Genomic DNA, 26442 nt, shown 5'->3' on the forward strand with positions numbered 1-26442 from the left:
GTGCCCTCAGCATGGATGCCGTGCAAAAAGCCAACAGCGGCCATCCCGGTGCCCCTATGGGTATGGCAGATATTGCCGAAGTGCTGTGGCGCGACTACCTCAAGCACAACCCGAGCAACCCGTCGTTCGCCGACCGTGACCGCTTCGTGCTGTCCAACGGCCACGGCTCGATGTTGATCTACTCGCTGCTGCACCTGACCGGCTACGACCTGTCCATCGACGACCTCAAGCAGTTCCGTCAACTGCACAGCCGCACTCCAGGTCATCCCGAATTCGGTTACACCCCGGGCGTCGAAACCACCACCGGCCCGCTGGGTCAGGGTCTGGCCAACGCCGTCGGTTTCGCCTTGGCGGAAAAAGTCATGGGCGCGCAGTTCAACCGTCCCGGCCACAACATCGTTGACCACCACACCTACGTGTTCCTCGGTGATGGCTGCATGATGGAAGGCATTTCCCATGAAGTCGCTTCCCTGGCCGGCACGCTGGGCCTGGGCAAGCTGATTGCCTTCTACGATGACAACGGCATTTCCATCGACGGTGAAGTCGAAGGCTGGTTCACCGATGACACGCCGAAGCGTTTCGAAGCCTACAACTGGCAGGTGATCCGCAACGTCGACGGCCACGATCCGGAAGAGATCAAGACCGCCATCGAAACCGCGCGCAAGAGCGCCCAACCGACGCTGATCTGCTGCAAGACCACCATTGGTTTCGGTTCGCCGAACAAGCAGGGCAAGGAAGATTGCCACGGCGCCCCACTGGGTGACGCAGAAATCGCCCTGACCCGTCAGGCGCTGAACTGGAACCACGGCCCGTTCGAAATCCCGGCCGAGATCTATGCCGAGTGGGACGCCAAAGAAGCTGGCCGCGCGGTCGAAGCCGAGTGGGATCAGCGTTTCGCCGCTTACTCCGCTGCATTCCCGACTGAAGCCAACGAGCTGATCCGTCGTCTGAGCGGCGAACTGCCGGCCGACTTCTCGGAAAAAGCCTCGGCCTATATCGCCGAAGTTGCGGCCAAGGGCGAAACCATCGCCAGCCGCAAAGCCAGCCAGAACACCCTCAATGCTTTCGGCCCGCTGCTGCCGGAAATGCTCGGCGGTTCGGCTGACCTCGCCGGCTCCAACCTGACCCTGTGGAAAGGCTGCAAAGGCGTCAGCGCTGAAGACGCCAGCGGCAACTACATGTACTACGGCGTGCGCGAGTTCGGCATGACCGCGATCATGAACGGCGTCGCCCTGCACGGCGGTCTGGTGCCTTACGGCGCGACCTTCCTGATGTTCATGGAATACGCGCGCAACGCCGTACGCATGTCGGCTTTGATGAAGAAACGCGTGATCCACGTCTACACCCACGACTCCATCGGTCTGGGCGAAGACGGCCCGACGCACCAGCCGATCGAGCAATTGACCAGCCTGCGCAGCACGCCGAACCTCGACACCTGGCGCCCAGCCGACGCCGTGGAATCGGCAGTGGCCTGGAAAAACGCTCTGGAGCGCAAGGATGGCCCATCGGCGCTGATCTTCTCGCGGCAGAACCTGCAGCACCAGGAACGCGATGCTGGCCAGATTGCCAACATCAGCCGTGGTGGTTATGTGCTCAAGGATTGCGCAGGCGAGCCTGAGCTGATCCTGATCGCCACCGGTTCGGAAGTCGGTCTGGCTGTCCAAGCCTTCGACAAACTGACCGAGCAGGGCCGCAAGGTCCGCGTGGTCTCGATGCCTTGCACCAGCGCGTTCGATGCTCAGGATGCGGAGTACAAGCAGTCGGTTCTGCCGTTGCAGGTCAGTGCACGTATCGCCATCGAAGCCGCCCATGCCGACTTCTGGTTCAAGTACGTGGGTCTGGAAGGTCGCGTGATCGGCATGACCACCTACGGTGAGTCGGCGCCGGCTTCGGCATTGTTCGAAGAGTTCGGTTTTACCCTGGAAAACATCCTCGGTCAGGCTGAAGAGCTGCTGGAAGACTAAATCTGACAGTTGTGTTGTCCGGGCTGACGCCTTCGCGAGCAGGCTCGCTCCCACAGGGAAATGCATTCCAATGTGGGAGCGAGCCTGCTCGCGAAAGCGTTGGTTCAGGCAATATCGCACTGCATGATTCACCACGGTAATCGAGAACCCCATGCCTCAACCGCGTCCCTACAAAGTTGCACTCAACGGCTACGGCCGCATTGGTCGTTGCGTCTTGCGGGCGTTGTTCGAGCGCGGCGCGCAGGCCGGGTTTGAAATTGTCGCGATCAACGACCTGGCCGACATGGCCAGCATCGAATACCTGACACGCTTCGACTCCACCCACGGCCGTTTTCCCGGCGAAGTGCGGGTTGAAGGCGATTGTCTGCATATCAATGGCGACTGCGTGAAGGTCTTGCGCAGTGCCACCCCCGAAGGCATCGATTGGGCGTCGCTGGGCGTCGATCTGGTGCTGGAATGCTCCGGCGCTTACCACACCCGTGCCGATGGCCAGCGTTTTCTCGACGCCGGCGCACCGCGCGTGCTGTTCTCGCAGCCGATGGCCAGCGAAGCGGATGTCGACGCTACCATCGTCTACGGCGTCAATCAGGACTGCCTGACCGGCGACGAACTGCTGGTGTCCAACGCCTCGTGCACGACAAATTGCGGCGTGCCGCTGCTGCGCCTGCTCGATCAGGCGATCGGTCTCGATTACGTGTCGATCACTACGATTCACTCGGCGATGAACGATCAGCCGGTGATCGACGCCTATCATGACGAAGACCTGCGCCGCACGCGTTCGGCGTTCCAGTCGGTGATCCCGGTGTCCACTGGTCTGGCACGCGGTATCGAGCGCCTGCTGCCGGAACTTGCCGGGCGAATTCAGGCCAAAGCCGTGCGCGTGCCGACAGTCAACGTGTCCTGCCTCGACATCACGATGCAGACCGCCACCGCGACTGACGCCAACGAGGTCAACCGGATCCTGCGCGAAGCCGCCACCAGCGGCCCGCTCAAAGGCCTTCTGGCCTACACCGAGTTGCCGCACGCCAGCTGTGATTTCAACCATGACCCACATTCGGCCATCGTCGATGCCAGTCAGACCCGTGTTTCCGGCCCCAAACTGGTGAACATTCTGGCCTGGTTCGACAACGAATGGGGTTTTGCCAACCGAATGCTGGACGTTGCAGACCACTATCTGCAAACAGCAACTTCAAAAAAACCGTAGGAAGTGCGACCCATGACCGTGTTGAAGATGTCCGACCTCGATCTGCAAGGTAAGCGCGTATTGATCCGCGAAGACCTCAACGTCCCCGTCAAGGACGGTGTTGTCACCAGCGACGCGCGCATCCTGGCTTCGCTGCCGACCATCAAGCTGGCCCTGGAAAAAGGCGCGGCAGTGATGGTCTGCTCGCACCTGGGCCGTCCGACCGAAGGCGAATTCTCCGCCGAGAACAGCCTGAAACCTGTCGCCGACTACCTGAGCAAAGCGCTCGGGCGCGAAGTGCCGCTGGTGGCTGATTACCTCGGTGGTGTTGAAGTCAAGGCTGGCGACATCGTGCTGTTCGAAAACGTACGCTTCAACAAGGGCGAGAAGAAGAACGCCGACGACCTGGCCCAGCAGTACGCCGCCCTGTGCGACGTGTTCGTGATGGATGCTTTCGGTACTGCTCACCGCGCCGAAGGTTCGACCCATGGTGTAGCCAAGTTCGCCAAAGTCGCCGCTGCCGGCCCGTTGCTGGCCGCTGAACTGGACGCACTGGGCAAAGCCCTGGGCGCACCGGCCAAGCCAATGGCGGCCATTGTTGCCGGCTCCAAGGTCTCGACCAAACTCGACGTACTCAACAGCCTGAGCCAGATCTGCGATCAACTGATCGTCGGCGGCGGCATCGCCAACACCTTCCTCGCTGCCGCCGGCCACCCGGTCGGCAAGTCGCTGTATGAACCGGACCTGCTCGACACCGCCCGTGAAATCGCGGCGAAAGTCAGCGTGCCGTTGCCGGTTGACGTCGTGGTCGCCAAGGAATTCGCCGAAAGCGCTGAAGCGACTGTGAAGTTGATCGCTGACGTCGCGGCAGATGACATGATTCTCGACATCGGTCCGCAAACTGCAGCCAATTTCGCCGAGCTGCTGAAGTCGTCGAAAACCATTCTGTGGAACGGCCCGGTTGGCGTGTTCGAGTTCGATCAGTTCGGCAACGGCACCAAAGTGCTGGCCCAGGCCATCGCCGAGAGCTCGGCATTCTCCATCGCGGGCGGTGGCGACACCCTGGCGGCGATCGATAAATATGGCGTGGCCGAGCAGATCTCCTACATTTCCACCGGTGGTGGCGCGTTCCTCGAATTCGTCGAAGGCAAGGTGCTGCCTGCCGTTGAAGTCCTGGAAAGCCGGGCCAAGGCCTGAGGCCGCCCGTTTGGCCAGGCAAAGGAGTGTTCACATGGTCAAGTCGTTAGCGCTGTTGTTGCTGACCGGTACGCTGGCGGCCTGCGGGAGCACCCCGAAGGCTGACGCCACGCCAGCACCGAGCGAACCGCAGAAGGGCTGTTATCAGGCCGACTGGCAGGCCGAAACCAACCCGGTGCTGAACAAGCGCTCGGGTCCGGACGGCCTGGACAAATACGAGACGCAAACCCCGGTCAAGGAACATGGTTGTCCTTGACGGGTCTGACTCTTTAACTCAGGGCTGGCGGCATGCGTCGTCAGTCGAGGAACACGGATGAAAGGCTTGATCGCCGTTGCGGCGTTGGCATTGTTGGGCGGTTGCGCGCAGTTGAATCTGTTTCAGTCGTCGGCCCCGGCAGACAACTGGACGACCTGGACCTGCGACAGCCAGGCCAAGGTGTTGTGGCGTTACGTCGATGCCGGCCAGAAGGAAGTCGACGTTCGCCTCGGCGGCGGTGATCAGGTCTATCGCCTGAAAGAAGAGCCGGGCGCCTCGGGCACGCTGTACAGCGATGGCATGCTGGCGTTTCACGTCAAGGGTGACGAAGGCCTGGTGTACTGGGTTGCCACCAATGACCTGATTGGCCGTGGTTGCAAGACCGAGTAATTGACACAACACAGATCCAATGTGGAAACCGATCCAACTGTGGGAGCGAGCTTGCTCGCGAAAGCGGTGGATCAGCTTGCATCAATGTTGAATGCCAAGACGTATTCGCGAGCAAGCTCGCTCCCACAGGTGTTCTGTGTCGTTCAGAAGATTTTGGTAACACCGAATCACCAGACCGGGCCTCAACCCCCGATCTGCATTAACTTGAATAGCCGCCGCCGCTCCGGCAGGCTGGCACGATCAACGACCCTCAACCGGGAGAGACACACACAATGGCACTTATCAGCATGCGCCAGATGCTGGACCACGCAGCCGAGTTCGGCTACGGCGTTCCAGCCTTCAACGTCAACAACCTTGAGCAGATGCGCGCCATCATGGAAGCCGCTGACAAGACTGACTCCCCGGTGATCGTCCAGGCTTCGGCCGGCGCCCGCAAATACGCCGGCGCACCATTCCTGCGTCACCTGATCCTGGCGGCGATCGAAGAATTCCCGCACATCCCGGTGTGCATGCACCAGGACCACGGCACCAGCCCTGACGTCTGCCAGCGTTCGATTCAACTGGGCTTCAGCTCGGTGATGATGGACGGCTCGCTGGGCGAAGACGGCAAGACCCCGACCGACTACGACTACAACGTCCGCGTTACCCAACAAACCGTGGCCATGGCCCACGCCTGCGGCGTTTCGGTAGAAGGCGAGCTGGGCTGCCTGGGTTCGCTGGAAACCGGCATGGCCGGTGAAGAAGACGGCATCGGCGCCGAAGGCGTTCTGGATCACAGCCAGATGCTGACCGACCCGGAAGAAGCCGCTGACTTCGTCAAACGCACCCAGGTCGACGCCCTGGCCATCGCTATCGGCACCAGCCACGGCGCCTACAAGTTCACCAAGCCACCAACCGGCGACGTGCTGGCGATCGACCGCATCAAGGAAATCCACAAGCGCATCCCCAACACTCATCTGGTGATGCACGGTTCGTCCTCCGTGCCACAAGAGTGGCTGGCGATCATCAACCAGTACGGCGGCGACATCAAAGAGACCTACGGCGTCCCGGTTGAAGAAATCGTCGAAGGCATCAAGCACGGCGTGCGCAAGGTCAACATCGACACCGACCTGCGCCTGGCCTCCACCGGCGCCATGCGCCGCCTGATGGCCACCAACCCGAGCGAATTCGACCCACGTAAATTCTTCGGCGCCACCGTGACAGCAATGCGTGACGTGTGCATCGCGCGTTACGAAGCGTTTGGTACTGCTGGTAATGCTTCGAAGATCAAACCGATCTCGCTTGAAGCGATGTACCAGCGTTATCTGAAGGGTGAGTTGAACGCGAAGGTCAACTGAGCCTGAGTGTTGAGCTGATTAAAAAGAAACCCGCCGAGACAGACTGTGTGAAAACGCACTGACGGCGGTTCCAGCAAACGCCCCGACTTGTTCGGGGCGTTTGCTTTTGTGCTCACAGCAAACGAAAAAAGGCGTTTCAGCCCATCAGCGCCATCATCTGGCGCACGCCCAACACGTTAATTGCTCTTTTCAGGTTGTAGGCGTTCACCGCCAAGGCCATTTCAGCTCTCGCGCCCTCAAGCTGTCGCAGCAAGAATCGAGCGTTACCAAATAACCACTGTTTAAGGTTGCCGAAGGGATGTTCGACGATGGATCGTCGGCTGACCATCATTTCGGGATGCGCCTGCATTCGCTGCTCCATTCGCTCGAAAGCCTGTTCGTGCAGATGGCGCGAGATGTATCGGCGTTTGGCGTCGGTGCACTTCGCTTTAATCGTGCAGCTTGCGCAGTCGCTGACCTTCGCTTGGTAGATCCGGCCTTTATTGCTGATCTGCTTAAAGATCAGCCATTTTCCGGCAGGGCATTGATATCGATCTTGCGACGCATCGTAGGCAAATGCTGTTCGATCGAAAAATATCTGTTCCTTGCCGCAGGAGTTGAGTGATCGCGCCACAGGCACATAAGCCGTGATGTTCTCATCCTCACATGCCTGGAACTGCTTGCCATTGGAATAGCCCGCATCCGCGGTGACCGTCAGTTCATCCTGCGAAAGTTGTTCCTTGGCGGCCTTGGCCATCGGTTCAAGTTGCTTGCGATCATCGCTGTCCTGAGTTACTTCATGATGCACGATCATGCAGTTTTCAGCGTCGATGGCTGTCTGCACGTTGTACCCGACCCGAGGCCCTTTGTGCGTTCGCAGCATTCGCGCATCGCTTTCGTGGGTATTGAATTGCTCAAGCTCCATGGATTTCATCAGCGCCTGGCACGTCAAGTTATTGGAATGCCTGACTTCAAGTTGCGCCAAAGTCGCCTTGATTGCATTGCGGTCAATCTTCTCGCCGGCTTCGGTTTTATCTGCCTCGTCCAGCTCTGCCAAATAGTGGGCGATGCGCTTCTCCAGCTTCTGCTCTTGATGTTGGAGCCGCTTCAAATTCATATGACGCCGTGAAGAGGCGACCGCCTGAAATTTGCTGCCATCAATGGCCACCAGCTCGCCGGTTATCAGCCCCGCTGTGCGGCAAAACTGCACGAAGGCCCGGCACGTCGCGATAAAAGCGGCTTTGTTGTCTTTACGGAAATCGGCGATGGTCTTGAAATCAGGCTTGAGTCGATTGATCAGCCACATCACTTCGACGTTGCGCTGGCACTCGGCTTCGAGCCGTCGTGATGAGCGAATCCGCTGGAAATAGCCGTAGAGGTAGAGTTTGAGCTGATCCGCTGGATCGTAAGAGGGACGGCCGGTGCTTTTGGGAAGTGCTTTATCAAAGCCCAGTCGAACCAGATCCAGCTTGGCGACGTAAAGATCGATAACGCGAACGAGGTGATCCTCGGGGATCAACTCTTCCAGCGAGACCGGAAACAGGCTGGTCTGGCTGCGGGACTGTCCCTGGATGTAGGCCATAACGAAAAATGCTCCGTATCTTTCGATACGGAGCATTTTCTTTGAGCGCTGCGCAGATTGCTAGGTTTTCACACAGTCTGGAGAGGCGGGTTTTTTGTGGGCGTAATTAAACAAATATTTCCGCTATCTCTTCAAGCGTGGGCATGACTGCTGGATTGACGGTGAGCTCGTCGACGAAGAGTCCTTTATCAGTGACTACTCCTTCAGTTCAACGTGATCCAGTGCCTGATTCACTGCCAGTTCACCGAGCATGACGACCTGCGCGATCCCCAGCGCGGTTTTGCGATGCGAGTTGTCGAGCATCGCGGCGAAGTTGTTGAGCATGACGCTGGCTGAGCCCAAGGTTTCGCTGGCGTTGGCCAGCAGGGATTCGGTGTTGTATTTCGGGTTTGCGAAGTACATGGGCTCGGGTTCGTTGGTGCTCGCCATGATAAGGGCGGCGGGGTTGAGGTAGTGGTCGAGGGCGCGTTCGGCGGCGTCGTTGAGTTTTTTTGAGTCGAGGGATTCGTATGGCGAGGCCGGGTCGGTGACCGGCGGGTGTGGCGTTGATTTAGTCATTTGCTCGAAACCTGATTGGAGTGCCTCCGCTCTGGCTACTAATCAAAGTGGAGGCAACTGTACGCAGGTTAGTAGACCGGGGTTTCGAGCAAGCCGGCGCACCCGAAGGTGCCCTGCGCACAGCTGCCATCAAGCGCAGGAATCGACATCCCCGACTGACAGATGCTTGTGCATCACGCTTGAAACCACGGGCTACTAAACCCGATCACTGAAAATCAGTGACGCGAATCAAGTTACCGATGGCCCGCCAGGCGCACAAGCCGGCGAATTCTGGCGTAGTGGTAGGCAACGACGCAAGCTGTTGTAGGCATCCGGAAGTAACCGCTGACAGCTCTAAACAGCGCTGTTTAAAGGTAGGAGCTGCCGAAGGCTGCGATCTTTTGATTCTGTCTTTTTAGAATCAAAAACAAGATCAAAAGATCGCAGCCTCCGGCAGCTCCTACAGTAGGATTTGCGTTACTTGTCGTGATCAATATCCAGTTTGGTAAACGTCACCTGCCCACCTTCGCTGGTATACCCGGTGTTGTCCTGCACATACACCCCAGCCTTGAAATACAGCGGCTTGTCGCGCCAGGTCGCGCTGATCTGTGAGTCCCATTGATACCCCGCTGCACTTACGCCCAGTGCGCCGCCGGGACTCAAGTGGATGAGGTAGTTGAATTCGCGATCAAGCTTGACGCCGGTGGCGAGGGTGATGACGCGGCTTTCGGCGTCGTCCGGGCGCATGCGCACTTTGATCACCAGATTGCCGGTCTGGGTTTTTTCCTTGTACTGGTATTCGAGCTTGACCATCGGCCGCTGGCTCTCGTACGCGTGGATCTGGCCGATGACGATCTTGCCCGAGCTCGGCACCTTGTTCACCGCGAGGGTCGCGCGCAGCAGGTTGTCGGCGTCCGGGTAGTACCAGTTGCGCAGGGTGCCGTTGCTGTAGGTTTCGCGCAGTTCGGTACGCGGGTAGATGGCGTTTTCGGTTTTCGAGCCAGTCACCGGGGACCAGAAGAACAGGGTGCCGGTGTCGGAATGGAAGTACTGATCCTTGAAGCCATCCACCAGTTTTGAGGTTTCGACGGTGTACGGCGGGCTGCCAACAGGAACGCTGAGGTTCCAGGTTGCGAGGTCGATCATGACGGTTCTTCCAATCAATTCATCCGGAACGCCGGTGCCAGAAGCTCTAGCCCGCGCGTTTTCGGGCGTCTTTATAAGCGTAGCGGCAATTTTTGTTAATGCCCGCCTGGCGATTACTTGACGTCAAAGTCCTGTCGAAATGCCATCCCACCCGGTTTTCGGGGGCTGTAGCGGTGACCGTTAGTCGGCTGGGTTGAGCATTGTTTAAATGATGGCGGGATGACAGCTTCTGCTTTCACTGATCCGCGTCTAGAGTGAAGGCTCAGTACGTCTATGGTTTTGCCGGCAACCGGTCCCGATAAGAGAAGCAGCATGGAATGCGCGCAACCCCAGCCAGGTGAAGGCAGCTCGGTCCTTTTGATCGTCGATGATTACCCCGAAAATCTGATCAGCATGCGCGCGTTGCTGCAGCGTCAGGATTGGCAAGTGATGACCGCCGCCTCGGGTTTCGAGGCGCTGAACCTTTTGCTCGAACACGACATCGACCTGGTTCTGCTCGATGTGCAGATGCCCGGCATGGACGGTTTCGAGGTCGCGCGGTTGATGCGCGGCAGCCAGCGCACGCGGCTGACACCGATCATTTTCCTCACCGCCAACGAGCAATCCCAGGATGCCGTGATCAAGGGCTATGCCAGCGGCGCGGTGGATTACCTGTTCAAGCCGTTCGATCCGCAAATTCTCAAGCCCAAGGTCCAGGCGTTGCTCGAGCACCAGCGCAATCGCCGTGCCTTGCAACGCCTCAGTCATGACCTGGAAGTGGCGCGCGCCTTCAATGCCTCGGTGCTGGACAACGCCGCCGAAGGCATTCTGGTGTTGAGCGAGGACGGCGTGATCCGCTTTGCCAACCCGGCGATTTCGCGACTGCTCAATGCGCCGGTGAAGGATCTGGAAGGCAAGGAGTTTCTCGATTTCCTGCAGAAGCCCCACATTCCGTTGTGGGCCGATTCCGAGTTCTACGCCGGCTACCAACGCGGTGAAACCCTGCGCCTGCATGATGCGTTGTTGCGTACTGCGCCCGGGCAGCAAGTGCCGGTGGCATTGTCCTGCGCACCGCTGCCCTCGGAACAGCACGCGATGGTGGTGACGGTGCTGGACATGTCGGTGGTGCGTCACTTGCACCAGCAACTGGAGTTCCAGGCGGTGACCGATCCGCTGACCGGGCTGCTCAATCGGCGCGGGTTCTACCAGACCGTGGAAAACCTGTTGTTGCGCGGGGAACGCAGCGACAGCAGCTGGGTGCTGCTCTACCTCGATCTCGATGGCTTCAAACGGGTCAATGATTCCCTCGGCCATGACGCCGGCGACCGTGTGTTGCGCTGGGTTTCCGAGCAACTGAAGGCGTGCCTGCGGCCGTTCGATATTCTCGCGCGCATGGGCGGCGATGAATTCACCGCGCTGCTGGATCTGGAGTTTCCCGAGCAAGCGGCGAAGATTGCCGAAAAACTCATCGAACGGGTATCGGTCTGTCAGCAGATCGAAGGCCTGGATATCGTTCTTGGCGCCAGTATCGGCATCGCTACTTATCCCGACTGTGGCCGTAACCTCGACGGCTTGCTGCGCGCTTCGGACATTGCCATGTACGAAGCCAAGCGTGCCGGGCGTCAGCAATATCGCTTCTACGATCATGAAATGAACGGCCGCGCGCGTTCGCGTCTGATGCTTGAAGACAGCGTGCGCGAGGCCATCGAGAATCGTGATTTCAATCTGGTCTATCAGCCGCAGGTGGCGATCGGCAGCGGACAGATCCGTGGCTTCGAAGCGTTGCTGCGCTGGCAGCACCCGAGCGTCGGCGATGTGCCGCCGGGGTTGTTTCTGCCGTTGCTGGAAGAGGCGCGCTTGATCAGTCGCCTCGGCAGCTGGATCTATCACCGTGGCGCCGGCCAGCGCAAAGCCTGGGAAACCTTGTTCGCCGACGATCTGGTGCTCGGCGTGAGCCTGAGCAACACCCAGTTCGGCCTGCCGAATCTGGTCACCGAACTGCGACAGGTCATGGAACGCCATGCGTTGCAACCGCGGCAACTGGAAGTCGAGGTCACCGAAGAAGCGTTGATGCAAAACCCGGACGAAACCCGTAAGCAACTGCGGCTGCTGCGTCATCTCGGGGTGCGCGTGGCGCTGGATGATTTTGGTTCGGGGCCGTGCTCGCTGGCGCATCTGCGCGATCTCGAACTGGACACGCTGAAGCTCGACCGCCACTTGATCGCGCGCTTGCCGGACTCGCCACGCGATGCGGTGCTGGTGCGCATGGTCATCGATCTGTGCAAGCAATACGGTCTGCTGGTGATTGCCGAAGGAGTGGAAACCCTCGAGCAATATCAGTGGCTGCAAGCCCATGGCTGCGAATACGTGCAGGGCTTCCTCGTCGCGCGGCCGTTGATCGCCGAAGACGCGGTCAGCTTCGTCGAACCGTTTGACTGGAGCGCGTTGCCCGGTTGAATTCGCTACACTGGCGGACCTTTTTCGAACCGCGTCGCTCGTCCATGACTGTGTTGAAGTACCTCCAGGCCTACCCCGCACAATTGCAGGATCAGGTGCGCCAACTGATAGCCGAAGGGCGTCTGGGTGAATACCTGAATCAGCGCTATTCAGGGCGACACGACGTGCAGAGCGACAAGGCCTTGTACAGCTACGCGCTGGATCTCAAACAGCAGTACATGCGCAATGCGCCGGCCATCGACAAAGTGCTGTTCGACAACCGCCTCGACCTGACCCACCGCGCGCTCGGTCTGCACACCACGGTGTCACGAGTGCAGGGCGGCAAGCTCAAGGCCAACAAGGAAATCCGCATCGCCGCGCTGTTCAAGGACGCCGCGCCGGATTTTCTGAAGATGATCGTGGTGCACGAGCTGGCTCACTTCAAGGAATCGGATCACAACAAGGCGTTCTATAAACTGTGCGAGCACATGCTGCCGGGGTATCACCAGATCGAGTTCGATCTGCGTGTGTACCTGACGTGGCGGGATATGCAGGCTTGACCAATCAGGAAGGTGTGGATGGACGTCAGCAAGACCAAAAGCAGTTTCTATCGCCGTTTGTACGTAGCTTATCTGATCGATAGCGGCCTGGCGCCGAGTGTGCCGACGCTGACCGAAGTCACCGGCATGCCGCGACGCACGGCGCAGGACACGATTGCCGCGCTGGCCGATCTGGACATCATCTGTGAGTTCGAACAGGAAGAGGGCGCACGCAATCATGCCGGGCGCTATCGGATTCGTGAATGGGGAGCGATTGATCGGGGGTGGATCGAGCGCAATTTGCGGCAGATAAAAGCGGTGCTGGAATACCCCTGAATCCTGCGCCGACGGTTCTGACGCCTTCGCGAGCAGGCTCGCTCCCACAATGGATATGCATTCCCTGTGGGAGCGAGCCTGCTCGCGAAAGGGCCCTCAAGAACGACGCATGCCGATGTGCGGAATGTCATCCTCCAGATATTCCTCGCCGACTGCGACAAACCCGTACCTGCCGTAATACCCCTGCAAGTGTGCCTGCGCCGACAGATAGATCGGTACCTGCGGCCAGTGCTTTTCGGCCTGCTTCAGCGCCTGTTCCATCATCGCGTGGCCCAACCCTTTGCCACGGCCGGCGGGCGCGGTCACCACGCGGCCAATCACCACGTCGCCGCCCTGGGATTCCGGGTCCAGCAGGCGCAGATAAGCCATCAGCTGATCATCCTCCCAACCCATCAGGTGATGGGTATCGCCCTCCAGATCCTGGCCGTCGAGGTCCGGATAAGCACATTTCTGTTCGACCACGAATACATCAGAGCGAAGCTTCAACAAGGCGTACAACTGCTCTTTGCCCAGATCGCGATGATGTTTGCAGATCCACTCGATTGTCATTTTTCGATTCCTTGACCATGTCGCCCGATACTAAGCGCAGCAGCGCCGTATGTCTGTATGGCGCAACAGTCTGTGATAAAGGTCAAAATGCCACTATTCCTTTCTCACGCTGCCTGCGACTTTGTGTAATCTGCTCAAGAGCACTGTCCACTGGCTCCCATGAGCTAATGTTCAATGCTTGGGTTTTGCCGGTAAGGGGCCTTGGATTTTGACGTGAAACCACGTCGGGCGGTTGCCCGCTGAGGATGTTCAAGCATGCTGCGATTGCTTCAAGCCGTTGCTTTGATCGGACTGCTGGTGCTCGGCCAGGATGCTGCGGCGCAGAAGCTGCGGCTGGCGTTCGATAATTGGCCGCCGTTTACCGACGATGCACTGGTCAACGGTGGCCTGGCCACCGACATTGTCAGCACCGCACTGGCTCGCGCCGGTTATGCCAGCGGTTACGAGCAAGTGCCATGGGCGCGCGCATTGCTGGGGATTGGCGAGGGGCGTTACGACGTGCTGGTCAATGCCTGGTACAACGACGAGCGCACGCAGATCGGCCAGTTTTCCGGTGAGTACCTGATCAACCGCATCCGCTTCCTCAAGCGCAAAGACGCACCTATTGAATACAACCGCCTCGAGCAACTGCACACCTATCCGATTGCGGTGGTGCGTGGCTATGCCTATTCCGCACCGTTCGATGCCGACACGGCGATGCAGAAAGTCCCTGTGCACAACTTCGCCATGGGCGTGCGCATGCTCGCGGCGGATCGGGTCAAGCTGACGCTTGAAGATGAGTACGTAGCGAAGTATTACCTGGCGCGGGAATCGGCCAAGGTACGCAATTCGGTGGAGTTTTTACCCAAGCCGTTGAGTGAGAACAGCCTGCATATTCTGGTCAGCCTGAAGAATCCGCAGCATGAGCAGATCGTCGCCGGGTTTGACCGGGCGATTGCAGCGATGAAGGCTGACGGGACTTATGAGAAGTTATTGCGGCGGCATGGAATGTGAAGGGTGATCCGGCAATTTCTTTGTGGCTGATGACCTCTTCGCGAGCAGGCTCGCTCCCACAACTTGAAATGCATACCCTGTGGGAGCGAGCCTGCTCGCGAACGCGTCGTCTCAGGCGCCGCTGATTTCGGCAGTGTCCTTGATCAAATGCGCCGCCAACGTCCGAAGCGGCCCCAACTGCCGGCAAATCAGCGCCAGCTGCGTCTGCACCAACCGCTGCCCTTCATCGATTTCATCCGGCATCTGTTCCAGTTCATTGGCCAGCGCTTCCTCTTCATCACTCTGAATCGCGATTGGCTGCTTGCTCGCCAGGCCTTGGGCGATTTCGTCGATGCTGGTCGCCAGTTTCACCCCGGCGCCTTCGATCAGATGCTCGCGCACCTCCGCTGGCAACTGTGTTTCGCGGTGCGCGCCGAGCCCTGACAAATAGCTGAGCAACGTGTGCGACAGCACCAGGAAACGGAAGCCGACATCCGCCTCCTTACGGAAATGCCCCGGCTCCATGAGCATGTTCGCCAGTGTGGTCGACAGCGCCGCGTCGGCGTTGTGCGCGTTGCGGCGGGCCAGGCGATAAGCGAGGTCGTCGCTCTTGCCGGCGGCGTATTGCTGCATGATCTGGCGCAGGTAGATGCTGTTGCAGGTCAGGGTGTTGGCCAGCACTTTGTTCAGGCGCCGGCCCTGCCAGTCCGGCAGGAACAGGAACACCGCCAGACCCGCAATCAAACTGCCGAGCAAGGTATCGAACAACCGTGGCAGGAACAGCCCGTAGCCATCGCCGACCTGATTGAAGCAGAACAGCACCATGATCGTGATCGCCGCCGTCGCCAGGGTGTAGCGAGTGGTGCGGTTGGTAAAGAACACCACGCCGGCAGCGATGGCGAAGCACGATTGCACCACCGGGTTGGGGAACAGGTCGAACAGCGCCCAGGCCACCGTCAGGCCAATGGCCGTGCCGATGATCCGCTGGCCGAGCTTGCGCCGGGTGGCGCCGTAGTTCGGCTGGCAGACGAACAGCGTGGTGAGAATGATCCAGTAGCCTTGGGACGGGTGAATCAGGTGCACCATGCCGTAGCCGATGCTCAGTGCCAGCGGCAGGCGCAGGGCATGGCGGAACAGCAGCGAAGTCGGCGTCAGTTGTGTACGCAGGCGAATCCACACGTCCTTGAGATTGCGCGGTGAGCGGTCGAGCAGGCTGCTGTCGGTGGCGTCCGCCAGGGCATCGGGGTTGCTGGCATCGCTGAGCAAGCGATCGAGGGTGCCGAGGTTGGCCGCCAGTGCGCGCAGCGAGCGCAGCAGGCCGCGCCATGCCGGGTTGCTCTGGATGCGCAAGTGTTCGAGGGAGGCATGCAGGTCGTTCAGGGCTTCGGCGAAACTGGCGTCGTAGATGAACGGCTGGCGCATCTGGATGGATTCGGCCAAGGCCCGGCAGGCCTTGCCTTGCTGGCGCAGCAGGCGCTGGCAGCGGAACAGCACGTCGCTGTGGAAGAACGCCTCGGCCAGCGCGTTGTAAGGGTAGTGCGAAGAGCTGGCACGTTCGTGAATGTCTTGGGCGAGGAAGTACAGCTTGAGATAACGGCTGACTTTCGAGCCCGGTCGACCGTTGCCGACCCGGTGCAGGATGATTTCCTTGGCCGTGTTCAGGGCGGCGACCACCCGGCCGTTCTGCTGCGCCAGTTCGAGGCGGCGGGCTTCGACGTCCATCTGCCGGATCGGCTCGAACAGCGAGGATTTCAGCTTCAGATACAGGCCCAGTTCGCGGAACAGCCGCGCCAGACTTTGCTGCACCGGTTGGTTGGAAAACAGCGCCTGCCACAGCACCGAGAGCAGGCCATACCACGCCGCGCCGGCGACCAGCAGCATCGGTTCATGCCAGAAATCGGTAACCGCGCCGCCGCGCTGATCGACGCCGATCATCGTGTACACCGAGAGAATCAGCGTCGCCGAGGCGATCGCACCGTAACGCTCGCCCAGTGCGCCGAGCATGGTCAGGCCGAAACTGGCCAGCGCCAGGGCCACGGCGAAAATGATCGGGTAGGGGAAGAGCAATTCCACCGACAGCGCGGCGATGCTGAAACACACCAGCGTTACCGCCAGTGCGTTGAGGCGGCCCTGCCAACTGTCGTCGGTTTCGGCCAGGGCGCTGGCGATGATGCCGAGAAACAACGGGATCAGCAGGCCCATTTCGTCCTGATACCAGCACAGCGCCATGCTGCCGGTCAGGGCGATGAATACCCGCACGCTGTAGCTGAATTTATCCAGCGCCCACAGGCGCCGCAAAGACTGACGAAACGAGGTCGAGGACATGAAGTGCGAAGGCCTTCCGAGGCGATGCCGCTAAATTGAGCCAGTAATGACGCCGACGCAATGGCGCCGAGCACATCTGACAGCAAAAAGTGTTCCTTTTACTACACCACAAACCACTGTGGGAGCGAGCTTGCTCGCGAATGCGATGTGTCAGTCACCACAATGTTGACTGAAAGACCGCTTTCGCGAGCAAGCTCGCTCCCACAGGGTTTTGTATTTAGCCTTGAGTTAAGCGTACTGCGCAGCAGCGTAGCCCGAGGCCCAGGCCCACTGGAAATTGAAGCCGCCCAAGTGCCCGGTGACGTCGAGCACTTCACCAATGAAGTACAGGCCCGGGCTTTTCAGCGATTCCATGGTCTTCGACGACACCTCGCGGGTGTCGACGCCACCCAGAGTCACCTCAGCCGTGCGATAGCCTTCAGTTCCCGCCGGCACAACCTTCCAGCTGCCGAGCTTCTCGGCAATCTCCGCCAGTTCAGCGTGGGTGTACTGCTTCATCGGTTTGGAAACGAACCAGTTGTCCGCCAGCAGGTTGGCCATTTTCTTGGTGAAGATCTCGCCAAGCAAAGTCTTCAGCTCGCTGTTCGGACGCTCGGCGACTTGCTCTTGCAACCAGCTCGCCGCGTCGTGATCCGGCAGCAGGTTGATCTCTACCGTATCGCCAGACTCCCAGAACGAGGAAATCTGCAGAATCGCCGGGCCGCTGAGGCCACGGTGAGTGAAGAGGATGTTCTCGCGAAAGCTCTGGTCATTGCAGCTGACCAGACAATCCACCGAGGTGCCGGACAATTCGGTGCAGAGTTCCTTGAGCTGGTCGGTAATGGTGAACGGCACCAGCCCGGCGCGGGTCGGCAGCAGTTCATGGCCGAACTGTTTGGCGACCTGATAACCGAAACCGGTAGCGCCCAGGGTAGGAATCGACAGGCCGCCAGTGGCGATCACCAGCGATTGGCATTGGACCTGACCGAGGGTGGTGTCGAGCAGGTAGCCGCTGTCGACCTTCTCGATGGCCTGGATCGAGGTGTCCAGGTGCAGCTCGACGCCGGCCTGATCGCATTCATCAAGGAGCATGCCGAGGATGTCGCTGGATTTGTTATCGCAGAACAGCTGGCCAAGTTTCTTCTCGTGGTACGGCACGCCATGTTTGCCGACCAGACCGATGAAATCCCACTGGGTGTAACGCGCCAGCGCCGATTTGCAGAAATGCGGGTTCTGCGAAAGGAAATTGCTCGGTTCGGTGTACATGTTGGTGAAATTGCAGCGGCCACCGCCGGACATGAGGATTTTCTTGCCGGCCTTGTTCGCGTGGTCGAGCAGCAACACCTGACGCCCGCGCCCGGCGGCGGTCAGGGCACACATCAAGCCGGCCGCGCCAGCGCCAATGATCACGACTTCGGTAGAGCGCAAAACGGTGTCCTCACACAATGATCGTTCCCACGCTCTGCGTGGGAATGCCGCCATGGACGCTCTGCGTCCGTTGTTATGTGACGCGGAGCGTCACGGGATGCATTCCCACGCAGAGCGTGGGAACGATCAGGTCAGAGAATACGCACGCGCAACGAGCGGCCCTTGATCTTGCCGTCGTTCAGGCGCTGCAAGGCCTGCATGGCCACGGTGCGCTCGACAGCGACGTAGGCCTGGAAATCGAAGATCGCGATCTTGCCGACCTGCGCACCGGGAATGCCCGCTTCGCCGGTCAGTGCGCCAAGAATGTCGCCCGGGCGCACTTTGTCTTTGCGGCCAGCGCCGATGCACAGAGTGGTCATCGGCGGTTGCAGCGGCGCCAGGCCCTGGGACTTGAGGTTGTCGATCTGATCCCAGTTCAGCGGCGCTTTCTGCAGTTGTTCGATGGCTTGCGCACGATGAGCTTCGGACGGCGCGACCAGGCTGATGGCGATGCCTTTCTCGCCCGCGCGACCGGTACGGCCGACGCGGTGGATATGGATTTCCGAATCGCGCGCCAGCTCGACGTTGATCACCATGTCCAGCGCATCGATATCCAGACCACGGGCCGCGACGTCGGTGGCAACCAGCACCGAGGTGCTGCGGTTGGCGAACATTGCCAGCACCTGATCGCGGTCACGCTGTTCCAGATCGCCGTGCAGGCCAACAGCGGAAATGCCTTTGGCGGTCAGGTGATCGACGGTTTCCTGCACTTGCTGCTTGGTGAAGCAGAACGCCACGCAGGACGCCGGACGGAAGTGGTGCAGGACTTTGGTCACCGCGCTCATGCGCTCTTCCGGCGAGATCTCGTAGAAGCGCTGCTCGATCTGCGTGTCGTCGTGGAAGGCTTCAGCCTTGACGGTCTGCGGATCGCGCATGAATTTCGAGGCCAGTTGCTTGATGCCCACCGGGTAGGTCGCGGAGAACAGCAGAGTCTGGCGACGCTCCGGGGTCTTGATGATGATGTCTTCGATCGCGTCGTAGAAACCCATGTCGAGCATGCGGTCGGCTTCGTCGAGGATCAGCGTGTTCAGGCCATCGAGCACCAGCGAACCCTTGCGCAAGTGCTGCTGAATGCGCCCCGGGGTGCCGACGATAATGTGTGCGCCGTGTTCCAGCGAAGCGATCTGCGGACCGAACGATACGCCACCGCACAGGGTCAGGACCTTGATGTTGTCTTCGGCGCGGGCCAGACGACGGACTTCCTTGGCCACCTGGTCGGCCAGTTCGCGGGTCGGGCAAATCACCAGCGCCTGGCACCCGAAGTAGCGCGGGTTGATCGGGTTGAGCAGGCCGATGCCGAACGCGGCGGTCTTGCCGCTGCCGGTCTTGGCCTGGGCGATCAGGTCCATCCCCTTGAGGATCACCGGCAAGCTCTGCGCCTGGATCGGCGTCATCTGGGCATAACCGAGTGATTCGAGGTTAGCCAGCATGGCGGCGGACAGCGGCAGAGTATTAAAAGCGGTGGCGATGGTGGTCACGGGACTGGCCTGCAAAACAAAATGTCGCGCAGTGTAGCAGCCCCGTGCCAGTTTCCTCGACAGTTCTGGACGAACAGCGATTGAACCCGAGGCAGGGATACCTGTGGCGAGGGGATTTATCTGTGGCGAGGGGATTTATCCCCGATGGGGTGCGCAGCACCCCCAATACCTGCCACCTCGATTCATCCGGCTGACCGCATCCAACCTTTTTGGGGCTGCTGCGCAACCCAGCGGGGATAAATCCCCTCGCCACGGAAGTCCTTCAACAGCCACAGATGTCCTCCAGCACAATCAGTGTTCGATGTGCTCCTGTGGCCGTTTCGCCCGGCGCCCGTCTTCCTTGGACAGCTGCGAGAAAATCGTCGCCGCCAGCATCGCCATCACGCCGACCGTGACGAAGGTCAGCTGGAACGCGCCGAGCACGGTTTCCACGCCATCGTTGCCGACCTTCGCAGTGAAGCCGCCGAGCAGCGCGCCGGCGCAAGCCACGCCGAGGCTCAGCGACAACTGCGCGACCACCGACAGCAGACTGTTGCCGCTGCTGGCGCTGGCATCGTCGAGGTCGATCAGCGTCACCGTATTCATCGCGGTGAATTGCAGCGAGTTGATCGCACCTAGCACGGCTAGCAGGCACAGCAGCAGCCAGTACGGCGTCTGTTCGCTGACCAGCCCCATGCTCGCCAGCATGATCCCCAGCGCCAGGGTGTTGCCGGTGAGGACGATGCGATAGCCGAGGCGTTCGATCAGCGGCCGCGCGACCCACTTGGCGACCATCGCCGCAGCGGCCAGCGGCAACATGCTCATCCCGGCTTGCGACGGCGAATAGCCCAACGCGACTTGCAGCAGCAGTGGCACCAGAAATGGCAGAGCACCGCTGCCCAGTCGCGCAAACAGGTTACCGAGAATGCCGACGGCGAAGGTGCGGGTCTTGAACAGTGACGGCGCAAACAGCGGATTCTCGATATGCCCGGCGCGCAGCCAGTACGCCGCCAGACAGGCCATGCCGGCGAACAGCAGCAACATCACCCGCAGGTGCGGCAGGTGCAGTTCGCCAAGGCCTTCCATGGCGATGGTGATGAGGATCATCGCCGCGCCGAACAGCAGAAAACCGAGGCTATCGAAGCGCGTGCGCTCCGTGCCGCGCAGGTCGGGAATGAATTTCCACACCGCATAACAGCCGATCACCCCGACCGGCAGATTGATCAGGAAGATCCAGTGCCACGTCACGTATTCCACCATCCAGCCGCCCATGGTCGGGCCGATCAGCGGGCCGAGCAGGCCGGGAATGGTGATGAAACCCATGATCCGCACCAGTTCCGAGCGCGGGTAGGCACGCAGCACCACCAGTCGCCCGACTGGCAGCATCAGCGCACCGCCGAGGCCCTGAATCACCCGCGCACCGATGAGCATGCTCAGGCTGCTGGATAACGCGCACAGCAACGAGCCGAAACTGAACAGCAGAATCGCGCCGAAGAAGATTTTCTTGGTGCCGAAGCGGTCGGCGATCCAGCCGGAGGCCGGGATCAGCAGGGCCACGGTGAGCATGTAGGCGATGATCACACCCTGCATGCGCAACGGGTCTTCGGCCAGATCGCTGGCCATGGCCGGCAGCGCGGTGTTGAGGATGGTCCCGTCGAGGGACTGCATGAAGAAGGCGATGGCGACGACCCACGGCAACCAGCGGGCGGTGATGGCGTCGAGAGGCGGGCGGTTGGGCATGGAACCTCGTGTGGTCTGTTTGATGATCGTTCCCACGCTCTGCGTGGGAATGCCTCAACGGACGCTCTGCGTCCGCTTTTGGCTGGGACGCGGAGCGTCCCGGGCTGCATTCCCACGCGGAGCGTGGGAACGATCGCCGTCAGAGGGTCAGGGTCAACCGGCTGACCAGCGCCCCCGGCAACAGCGATGACGAGGTATTGCGCTGACTGTAGGTACTCGCCGAGAGCAGCAATTCACGCTCGGTAGTCAACGCTTCCAGCTGCGAGCCGAGCAGGTTGTAGGCGCTGTCATCGAAACGCATGGTGCTGACCGGCGCCTGGATCTCGCCGTTCTCGACCCAGAAGGTCGCGAAGCGGGTCATGCCGGTCATGCGCGCCGCCGGTTGGTCCGAGTAGTTCAGGTACCACAGATTGCTGATGTACAGCCCGGTGCCCAACTGCTTGAGGATCTCTGCTTGCGACAGATCACCGGCGGCCATGTTCAATGCACTGGGCATCTCGCCACCGCCCGCACCGTTCGCCGCCAGACCGTATTCGGCGGCGCTGCGCGAGCCGACCAGTTGATCACCGGCCCGGCCTTCGATGATCAGACGCAGATCGCTGCGCGGATAACCCTCGGCGGAAAACGCCGGGCTCAGGGATTCGCTGACTTTCTCATCCAGCGACACCAGCGGACTGAACGCCTGATCGCCGACGTAGAGTTTCTGCAACGGACTGCTCTTGCTGGCGATCGATTGCGCCGAGAACCCGCCCCAACTGAGCATGCCCATGATTTCTTCCAGCGCTGCCGGTGCCAGATAGGCGCGGTACTGTCCCGGTGCCAAAGTGCGTAACGGTCGGCCGAGAAACTCCAGCTGTTCGCGGGCCTGGGCGAAACGCCGGGCAAACCCTTCGTCGCTCCAGTCGTGCCCGGCGTAGCTGGCCTTCACCGCTTCGCCGTTTTCGTGGAACAGGCTGAAGTCGAAATTGAAGCTGTTGGCTTCATGCCAGCCGAACGCGCCGGCGGAACTGGCGAAACCGCGGCTGATCGGGCCGGCAGCATAGAAGCCGACCAGATCGAGACCTTCAGCGGCGGCGCAGATTTGCCCGACGACATCTTCGGTGTCCGGCAGCGGATGCGCTTGTACGTGCGTGCTCTGCCAGCTGTTGTGATTGAGCAACAGGTACGGATCCTGCGGCAGCAGCGGCAGGGTTTCGCGCAGTTGTTGCAGGCCCTCGGCGAGCCGTTGCAGATCGGCTTCCTGATCCCCGGACAAGGTGATCTGCAGGTCGGCGTGGCGACCGTCGTCGATCAGTTTCAGGCCGACGTTGGCCTGCTGCACTTGCCCGGCCTGGCGCACCTTGGCGTGATTGAAGCGCACGAACGCCGAGGCTTCGGCGGCGTAGCTGAGCGTGAACTGTTCCGGCTCGCGCACGCTGTCGCGCAGCCAGTTGACCATGACCTTGAAGGCGTCGGACTGACGCTTCGAAATGCTCATCAGGCGTCTCCCCCAAACACATCAATGTTGCTGAATACGCAGGCCGGCGAAGCGTGGCCGACGCGAATCACCTGGTTCGGTTCGCCCTTGCCGCAGTTCGGCGTGCCCAGCACCTTGACGGTGTTGGCATCGCCGACGGCGCGCAGGCTCTTCCAGAAGTGCGCGGAAATGGCCCGGTAGTTGGGATTTTTCACCACGCCTTTAAGTTCACCATGCTCGATCAACTGGCCCCATTCGCAGCCGAACTGGAATTTGTTGCGCGCATCGTCGATCGACCACGAGCGATTGGTGCTCATCAGGATGCCGTGCTCGATACCACCGATCATCTGCTCCAGCGTCTGATCGCCCGGCTCGATGTTGAGGTTGGCCATGCGGTCGATCGGTGGCCGGTTCCAGCCGCAGGCGCGGCTGTTGGCAACGCCATCGAGGCCGGCGCGATATTGCGACAGCGCCCCGCCCAATGGCCGCAGCAACAGGCCGTCGCGGATCAGGAATTGTTTGCTCGCCGCAGTGCCATCGTCGTCATGGCCGTAGCTGGCGAGTTCTTCCGGGATGCCCGGGTCGAAGGTTACGTTGAGCAGGTTGGAGCCGTATTGCAGGCTGCCGAAATCGCTGGTCTTGACGAAACTGGTGCCGGCGTAATTGCGCTCATCGCCGAGGATGCGGTCGAGCTCCAGCGGGTGACCGATGGATTCATGGATCTGCAGCATCATCTGATCAGGCATCAGCAGCAAGTCGCGCGGGCCTTGCGGGGTGTTCGGCGCGAGCAGCAGTTGCAGGGCCTGGTCGGCGACTTGCGGACCGGCACCGACCAGACCGCAGCGGCTGATGACATCGGCGCCACCCTGCTGGCCGAAGTTCTCCCGGCCGAGGCTGCGGGTCTGGCTGTCGTTGCCGTCGTAGGCGGTGACGTCGAGGCTCGGATAAACGAAGCGCTGGGCCTGGCGCAATTCGGCGCCGGCGCTGCTCAGGTAGATCTGCTCGACGTTAGTGATGCCGATGCTCACCTGCCAATTGACCAGGCGTTCATCCTTGGGCACCGAGGCGGATTCCGCACCGAGCAGATCGAAGCATTCGCTCAGGGACGGGAAGGGCTGTTCGAGATTGGGTGAAAAATAATCAGCGCGATCGCTGGAAAGCGGCTGCTCGCGCAGATCGAGCAAGGCGTGCGGCTTGAGCCGGCGGGCCTGTTGCTCGGCGCGCTCGAGAGCGGCTTGCAGGCCTTGTTGCGAGAGGTCATTGGTCGCCGCATAGGCTTCGACGCCATTGACCCGGACGGTGAGCATCGCCCCTTCATCGCGGCTCAAACTCGGCGGTTCGGCGACGTTCTTGCGCACCGACAGAAACTGCCCGGACTCGCGCACATACCGCAGGGAAAAAAATTCAGCGCCCGTGCGCAAGGCAGCAAAGCGCTGCTTGAGCTGGGGGTGGAAATCGAACATTCGGGAACCTCCTTGTAATGGAGTAGCGGCATGGCGACAGCGGGGAGGGGTGAAACGGTTGCGCGAGGTCTAGAGTAGGCCTGCGTGGGGGTAGGATCAAGTGAAGAGGGGGTGTAGGAGGATTTACTGTGCTCGATAGCAGATCGTTCCCACGCTCTGCGTGGGAATGCCGCCATGGACGCTCTGCGTCCGCTTTGGGACGCGGAGCGTCCCGGGATGCATTCCCACGCAGAGCGTGGGAACGATCAGGGGAGGTATTACGACTTACTGCGTAACCGGTGTGATATCCCGCATCGGCTTGCCCTTGACCGGGGCGCCGTTCGCAACGTAGTACGCAGCATTGCTGCGCGGCAGCGGCTTGCGGCCACGGATCTTGTCGGCGATTTTCTCGGCCATCATGATCGTCGGCGCGTTGAGGTTGCCGGTGGTGATGATCGGCATGATCGAGGCATCGACCACGCGCAGGCTCTGCATGCCGTGCACACGACCTTCGCCATCGACCACGGCCATCTCGTCGGTGCCCATCTTGCACGAGCAGGACGGGTGGAACGCGGTTTCGGCGTGCTCGCGGATGAACTTGTCGAGCTGTTCATCGGTTTGCACTTCGATGCCCGGGCTGATTTCGCGACCACGGAACGCGTCGAGGGCCGGCTGCTGCATGATCTCGCGGGTCAGGCGGATGCCGTCGCGAAATTCCTGCCAGTCCTGCTCGGTGGCCATGTAGTTGAACAGGATGCTCGGGTGCTGGCGCGGATCCTTGGATTTGACCTGGATGCGGCCACGGCTCGGCGAGCGCATGGAACCCATGTGCGCTTGGAAACCGTGTTCTTTCACGCCGTTGCTGCCGTTGTAGTTAATCGCCACCGGCAGGAAGTGGTACTGGATGTTCGGCCATTCGAATTCCGGACGCGAACGAATGAAACCGCCGGCCTCGAACTGGTTGCTGGCGCCGATGCCGGTGCCGTTGAACAGCCACTCGGCACCGATCGCCGGCTGGTTGTACCAGAGCAGCGATGGATACAGCGAAACCGGTTGGGTGCAGGCGTATTGCAGGTACAGCTCAAGGTGATCCTGCAGGTTTTCACCGACGCCCGGCAGATCGTGGACCACCGGGATGTCGAGGCTTTCCAGCAGTTTCGCCGGGCCGACACCGGAGCGCTGCAGAATCTGCGGCGAAGCGATGGCGCCGGAGCACAGCAGCACTTCCTTGCGCGCCTTGGCTTCAACACGTTCTTCAGCGTCACCGATCAGGTAACGCACGCCGACCGCACGCTTGCCTTCAAAGAGAATCTTGTCGGTCAGGGCGTGGGTGACGATGGTCAGGGTCGAGCGTTTTTTGGCGATGTCGAGGTAGCCACGGGCGGTGGAAGCACGGCGGCCGTTCGGCGTCACGGTGCGGTCCATCGGGCCGAAGCCTTCCTGCTGGTAACCGTTGAGGTCTTCGGTACGCGGGTAACCGGCCTGCACGCCGGCTTCAACCATGGCGTGGAACAGCGGGTTGTTGCCGGCTTTCGGCGTGGTCACGCTGACCGGGCCGTCGCCACCGTGGTAATCGTTCGGGCCGATGTCACGGGTTTCGGCTTTGCGGAAATACGGCAGGCAATCGAGGTACGACCAGTCTTCCAGGCCCGGCAGTTTCGCCCAGCCGTCGTAGTCCATCGCGTTGCCACGGATGTAGCACATGCCGTTGATCAGCGAAGAGCCACCCAGGCCCTTGCCGCGACCGCATTCCATCCGGCGACCGTCCATGTGCGGCTCTGGATCGGTTTCGTAGGCCCAGTTGTAGCGACGACCCTGCAGCGGGAAGGCCAGCGCGGCGGGCATTTGCGTGCGGAAGTCGAGGCGGTAGTCCGGCCCCCCGGCTTCGAGCAGCAGAACGGTGACGCCTTCGTCTTCAGTCAGACGGGTCGCCAGAGTGTTACCGGCCGAGCCGGCACCGATGATGATGTAATCGAATTCTTGGGACATTGAATGCACCCTCTTTGAAGTTGGTCAGGTCAACTGTGACCGCGCACCTGTGGCGAGGGGATTTATCCCCGTTCGGCTGCGCAGCAGTCGCAGAGTCAGCGACTGGTTCTGTCTGGAGAATTGCAGTGTCTGGAGGGGGGCCGCTTCGCAGCCCGACGGGGATGAATCCCCTCGCCACAATGGCCCCACCCGGACTCTGAGTCAG

Annotated in this window: 21 protein-coding genes; 10 read left to right on the forward strand and 11 right to left on the reverse strand. The window is 60.6% G+C overall.

Annotated features, from left to right (window positions below; translation table 11 throughout):
- From tkt to fba, 6 genes are all read left to right on the forward strand, one after another.
- The coding region (tkt, locus tag D8U70_RS02825; RefSeq protein WP_130928261.1) for a transketolase at window positions 1-1964 on the forward strand (1964 nt) is incomplete at its 5' end.
- Between the two features lie 151 nt (window positions 1965-2115).
- Window positions 2116-3168 (forward strand): erythrose-4-phosphate dehydrogenase, encoded by a 1053-nt coding sequence (gene epd, locus D8U70_RS02835; protein ID WP_071173875.1) that lies wholly within the window; start codon window positions 2116-2118, stop codon window positions 3166-3168.
- 12 nt (window positions 3169-3180) lie between these two features.
- Window positions 3181-4344, forward strand: a complete 1164-nt coding sequence (locus D8U70_RS02840) for a phosphoglycerate kinase (RefSeq protein ID WP_016772785.1) — start codon at window positions 3181-3183, stop codon at window positions 4342-4344.
- 34 nt (window positions 4345-4378) lie between these two features.
- Window positions 4379-4600, forward strand: a complete 222-nt coding sequence (locus tag D8U70_RS02845) for a hypothetical protein (protein WP_016772786.1) — start codon at window positions 4379-4381, stop codon at window positions 4598-4600.
- 57 nt (window positions 4601-4657) lie between these two features.
- The gene (locus D8U70_RS02850; RefSeq protein ID WP_130928262.1) at window positions 4658-4990 is read left to right on the forward strand and encodes an MliC family protein; all 333 of its coding nucleotides are present in this window, start codon (window positions 4658-4660) and stop codon (window positions 4988-4990) included.
- 272 nt (window positions 4991-5262) lie between these two features.
- Window positions 5263-6327: a class II fructose-bisphosphate aldolase gene (gene fba, locus D8U70_RS02855; protein WP_008081027.1), complete on the forward strand. Its 1065-nt coding sequence runs from the start codon at window positions 5263-5265 to the stop codon at window positions 6325-6327.
- A gap of 136 nt (window positions 6328-6463) precedes the next feature.
- On the opposite strand, the gene D8U70_RS02860 is transcribed toward fba, so the two are convergent.
- The 3 genes from D8U70_RS02860 to D8U70_RS02870 form a co-directional block, all read right to left on the reverse strand.
- Complete coding sequence (locus tag D8U70_RS02860; protein WP_177433939.1) at window positions 6464-7888, reverse strand: IS1182 family transposase; 1425 nt, start codon at window positions 7886-7888, stop codon at window positions 6464-6466.
- A 195-nt stretch (window positions 7889-8083) separates the two neighbouring features.
- On the reverse strand, window positions 8084-8446 hold the full coding sequence (locus tag D8U70_RS02865) for a DUF6124 family protein (protein ID WP_130928264.1): 363 nt from the start codon (window positions 8444-8446) through the stop codon (window positions 8084-8086).
- Window positions 8447-8902: 456 nt separating this feature from the next.
- Window positions 8903-9571 carry a polysaccharide lyase family 7 protein gene (locus D8U70_RS02870; RefSeq protein ID WP_016772792.1) on the reverse strand — a complete coding sequence of 223 codons (669 nt, stop codon included), beginning with the start codon at window positions 9569-9571 and terminating at the stop codon, window positions 8903-8905.
- 312 nt (window positions 9572-9883) lie between these two features.
- On the opposite strand from D8U70_RS02870, the gene D8U70_RS02875 reads away from it, so the two are divergent.
- The 3 genes from D8U70_RS02875 to D8U70_RS02885 are packed head-to-tail and all read left to right on the forward strand — an operon-like array spanning window position 9884 to window position 12861.
- A complete protein-coding gene (locus tag D8U70_RS02875; RefSeq protein WP_130928265.1) occupies window positions 9884-12007 on the forward strand; it encodes an EAL domain-containing protein in 2124 nt (707 codons plus the stop codon).
- Window positions 12008-12051: 44 nt separating this feature from the next.
- The gene (locus tag D8U70_RS02880) at window positions 12052-12546 is read left to right on the forward strand and encodes a M48 family metallopeptidase (protein WP_038861199.1); all 495 of its coding nucleotides are present in this window, start codon (window positions 12052-12054) and stop codon (window positions 12544-12546) included.
- Between the two features lie 18 nt (window positions 12547-12564).
- Window positions 12565-12861: a winged helix-turn-helix domain-containing protein gene (locus tag D8U70_RS02885; protein ID WP_016772794.1), complete on the forward strand. Its 297-nt coding sequence runs from the start codon at window positions 12565-12567 to the stop codon at window positions 12859-12861.
- A gap of 96 nt (window positions 12862-12957) precedes the next feature.
- Here D8U70_RS02885 and D8U70_RS02890 read toward each other — a convergent pair whose 3' ends face one another.
- A complete protein-coding gene (locus D8U70_RS02890) occupies window positions 12958-13410 on the reverse strand; it encodes a GNAT family N-acetyltransferase (RefSeq protein ID WP_130926808.1) in 453 nt (150 codons plus the stop codon).
- Between the two features lie 255 nt (window positions 13411-13665).
- Between D8U70_RS02890 and D8U70_RS02895 the strand changes: the two genes are divergently transcribed.
- Window positions 13666-14403, forward strand: a complete 738-nt coding sequence (locus D8U70_RS02895; RefSeq protein ID WP_110646282.1) for a transporter substrate-binding domain-containing protein — start codon at window positions 13666-13668, stop codon at window positions 14401-14403.
- Between the two features lie 111 nt (window positions 14404-14514).
- Here D8U70_RS02895 and yccS read toward each other — a convergent pair whose 3' ends face one another.
- The 7 genes from yccS to betA form a co-directional block, all read right to left on the reverse strand.
- A complete protein-coding gene (yccS, locus tag D8U70_RS02900; RefSeq protein ID WP_110603548.1) occupies window positions 14515-16707 on the reverse strand; it encodes a YccS family putative transporter in 2193 nt (730 codons plus the stop codon).
- Window positions 16708-16935: 228 nt separating this feature from the next.
- The gene (locus D8U70_RS02905) at window positions 16936-18114 is read right to left on the reverse strand and encodes an NAD(P)/FAD-dependent oxidoreductase (RefSeq protein WP_073476434.1); all 1179 of its coding nucleotides are present in this window, start codon (window positions 18112-18114) and stop codon (window positions 16936-16938) included.
- A 131-nt stretch (window positions 18115-18245) separates the two neighbouring features.
- Entirely contained in the window at window positions 18246-19631 is a 1386-nt protein-coding gene (dbpA, locus tag D8U70_RS02910) for an ATP-dependent RNA helicase DbpA (RefSeq protein ID WP_024014613.1), read from the reverse strand.
- A 291-nt stretch (window positions 19632-19922) separates the two neighbouring features.
- On the reverse strand, window positions 19923-21350 hold the full coding sequence (gene mdtD / locus D8U70_RS02915) for a multidrug transporter subunit MdtD (protein ID WP_056786508.1): 1428 nt from the start codon (window positions 21348-21350) through the stop codon (window positions 19923-19925).
- Window positions 21351-21489: 139 nt separating this feature from the next.
- Window positions 21490-22827: a TldD/PmbA family protein gene (locus D8U70_RS02920; RefSeq protein WP_073476436.1), complete on the reverse strand. Its 1338-nt coding sequence runs from the start codon at window positions 22825-22827 to the stop codon at window positions 21490-21492.
- Window positions 22827-24269, reverse strand: a complete 1443-nt coding sequence (locus D8U70_RS02925) for a TldD/PmbA family protein (protein WP_130900722.1) — start codon at window positions 24267-24269, stop codon at window positions 22827-22829. Before D8U70_RS02925 ends, D8U70_RS02920 begins: the two co-directional genes overlap by 1 nt.
- A gap of 264 nt (window positions 24270-24533) precedes the next feature.
- Entirely contained in the window at window positions 24534-26237 is a 1704-nt protein-coding gene (gene betA, locus D8U70_RS02930; protein ID WP_110646284.1) for a choline dehydrogenase, read from the reverse strand.
- Window positions 26238-26442 lie beyond the last annotated feature (205 nt).

It is taken from the genome of Pseudomonas sp. Sample_20 (assembly GCF_004307585.1).
Taxonomy (GTDB): Bacteria; Pseudomonadota; Gammaproteobacteria; order Pseudomonadales; family Pseudomonadaceae; genus Aquipseudomonas; species Aquipseudomonas atacamensis.

What these genes read in the sequence shown, in the direction of transcription:
- epd (WP_071173875.1), top strand. Translation starts at nt 2,116, where the DNA reads ATGCCTCAACCGCGTCCCTACAAAGTTGCACTCAACGGCTACGGCCGC.
- D8U70_RS02840 (WP_016772785.1), top strand. Translation starts at nt 3,181, where the DNA reads ATGACCGTGTTGAAGATGTCCGACCTCGATCTGCAAGGTAAGCGCGTA.
- D8U70_RS02845 (WP_016772786.1), top strand. Translation starts at nt 4,379, where the DNA reads ATGGTCAAGTCGTTAGCGCTGTTGTTGCTGACCGGTACGCTGGCGGCC.
- D8U70_RS02850 (WP_130928262.1), top strand. Translation starts at nt 4,658, where the DNA reads ATGAAAGGCTTGATCGCCGTTGCGGCGTTGGCATTGTTGGGCGGTTGC.
- fba (WP_008081027.1), top strand. Translation starts at nt 5,263, where the DNA reads ATGGCACTTATCAGCATGCGCCAGATGCTGGACCACGCAGCCGAGTTC.
- D8U70_RS02860 (WP_177433939.1), bottom strand. Translation starts at nt 7,888, where the DNA reads ATGGCCTACATCCAGGGACAGTCCCGCAGCCAGACCAGCCTGTTTCCG.
- D8U70_RS02865 (WP_130928264.1), bottom strand. Translation starts at nt 8,446, where the DNA reads ATGACTAAATCAACGCCACACCCGCCGGTCACCGACCCGGCCTCGCCA.
- D8U70_RS02870 (WP_016772792.1), bottom strand. Translation starts at nt 9,571, where the DNA reads ATGATCGACCTCGCAACCTGGAACCTCAGCGTTCCTGTTGGCAGCCCG.
- D8U70_RS02875 (WP_130928265.1), top strand. Translation starts at nt 9,884, where the DNA reads ATGGAATGCGCGCAACCCCAGCCAGGTGAAGGCAGCTCGGTCCTTTTG.
- D8U70_RS02880 (WP_038861199.1), top strand. Translation starts at nt 12,052, where the DNA reads ATGACTGTGTTGAAGTACCTCCAGGCCTACCCCGCACAATTGCAGGAT.
- D8U70_RS02885 (WP_016772794.1), top strand. Translation starts at nt 12,565, where the DNA reads ATGGACGTCAGCAAGACCAAAAGCAGTTTCTATCGCCGTTTGTACGTA.
- D8U70_RS02890 (WP_130926808.1), bottom strand. Translation starts at nt 13,410, where the DNA reads ATGACAATCGAGTGGATCTGCAAACATCATCGCGATCTGGGCAAAGAG.
- D8U70_RS02895 (WP_110646282.1), top strand. Translation starts at nt 13,666, where the DNA reads ATGCTGCGATTGCTTCAAGCCGTTGCTTTGATCGGACTGCTGGTGCTC.
- yccS (WP_110603548.1), bottom strand. Translation starts at nt 16,707, where the DNA reads ATGTCCTCGACCTCGTTTCGTCAGTCTTTGCGGCGCCTGTGGGCGCTG.
- mdtD (WP_056786508.1), bottom strand. Translation starts at nt 21,350, where the DNA reads ATGCCCAACCGCCCGCCTCTCGACGCCATCACCGCCCGCTGGTTGCCG.
- D8U70_RS02920 (WP_073476436.1), bottom strand. Translation starts at nt 22,827, where the DNA reads ATGAGCATTTCGAAGCGTCAGTCCGACGCCTTCAAGGTCATGGTCAAC.
- D8U70_RS02925 (WP_130900722.1), bottom strand. Translation starts at nt 24,269, where the DNA reads ATGTTCGATTTCCACCCCCAGCTCAAGCAGCGCTTTGCTGCCTTGCGC.
- betA (WP_110646284.1), bottom strand. Translation starts at nt 26,237, where the DNA reads ATGTCCCAAGAATTCGATTACATCATCATCGGTGCCGGCTCGGCCGGT.